At 51.7% G+C, this 1309-nt stretch carries 3 protein-coding genes; all 3 read left to right on the top strand.

Annotated features, from left to right (window positions below; genetic code table 11):
* Window positions 1–164: 164 nt before the first annotated feature.
* Window positions 165–389: a hypothetical protein gene (locus BTJ49_RS15660; RefSeq protein WP_146742393.1), complete on the top strand. Its 225-nt coding sequence runs from the start codon at window positions 165–167 to the stop codon at window positions 387–389.
* A 177-nt stretch (window positions 390–566) separates the two neighbouring features.
* Window positions 567–896, top strand: coding sequence for a hypothetical protein (locus BTJ49_RS15215; protein WP_113066268.1), 330 nt, complete (start codon window positions 567–569; stop codon window positions 894–896).
* A gap of 66 nt (window positions 897–962) precedes the next feature.
* A partial coding sequence (locus tag BTJ49_RS15210; RefSeq protein WP_343125542.1) for a transposase occupies window positions 963–1309 on the top strand: 347 nt, incomplete at its 3' end.

Genomic DNA, 1309 nt, shown 5'->3' with positions numbered 1-1309 from the left:
TGGCGCTGGCGGTGGGTCTGGCCGGCATTGCAGAGCTCATTCCCTCGCTGAAATCGCTGCGGCGGCTGAATTTCTTCAGAAAAGGTGTCAGGGACAATTTATGTGTTTGGTATCAATTAATTTAATCTTTGCATGCGTTATTTATTTTTCTTGGGGTGATTAATATGTTTGTTTTTCTTTTGTTTGGCTTGTTGGTTGCGGTTTTATTTGCTTTGGGAGCATATACGGGGGTTAGTGGTCGTATGCTCGGTAAGCCATGGCGATTTGTTGCTGCCGGAGTATTTGTTGCGTTCTTTGGATCTGTGGCTATTGGTGCACTTGATGTTGTTGTCGAAATTGCTTTTCCATATCTCAATGATGGAAAAAAAGGTGTCAGGGACAATTTCTGACCTCCTGGCTGTGGACTTACAATCATGAGCGCCCGAACATGGTGCTCGGTGGCATCACGCCGATGCAGAAACTGGCAATGGCCGCATAGCTCCACTTCTGGAGTCCGCTGAAAGCGGGGGGATTACCAAATCGCCATGGTAAAAAGAAATTCACAGCCTCCCGAAGTGCGGGCCTCCATGGCTAGGCTCATCCGGGTACTGCTTGTCTGGGCTGCACTTATCTTTATTCTGTATGCAATCAGGATCACTCTTTTCCATGACGCGCAACAACAGCAGGTGTCCGTCATTTTCAAGCCGGCGGCCATGCTGCTGAGTTCCGCTGCACTGCTGGCCTTTGGGCTGATTGCGATAAACGACGTAAGACAAGGGTTCGTGATCGTGCCGTGGGTCAGGTTTATCGTGACCTACAAGGTCAAGGAGCCGTGGTTGTTTTCGTTCATGACGCTGCTGTATTTGTCAATGCTTGCAGTCGGCATTGTGTACCTGATCAGTCATGCCTTTGAGTGAAGAAAAAAGGTGTCAGGGACAATTTCTGACATGCATTCGCGGGTATAGAGCACATCGCACAGCTGCTTGTTCTGGTGGTGCGTCGTCATGGGGTTAGGCGATGCTTACTGCATGGCTCGACCACCACGTCTCGATATTCCCGGCATTCCACAGCACGTCGTGCAGCGCGGCAACAACCGCCTGCCGTGCTTCCTGGATGATGAAGACCGCCAGCGTTACCTGCAATGCTTGCGCCAAGCCTTGCTGCGCTACGGGTGCCATCTGCACGCCTATGTGCTGATGAGCAATCACGTGCATCTGTTGATGACTCCGCAGGAAAAGGGCGCGGTGTCGCGGCTGATGCATGCCTTTTCGCGGAACTATGTGGGTTTGTTCAATGGACGGCACGGCCGGACCGGGACGTTGTGGGAAGG

It is taken from the genome of Oleiagrimonas sp. MCCC 1A03011, assembly GCF_003267965.1.
Lineage (GTDB): Bacteria > Pseudomonadota > Gammaproteobacteria > Xanthomonadales > Rhodanobacteraceae > Oleiagrimonas > Oleiagrimonas citrea.
This window is presented reverse-complemented; position numbering and strand designations above follow the sequence as displayed.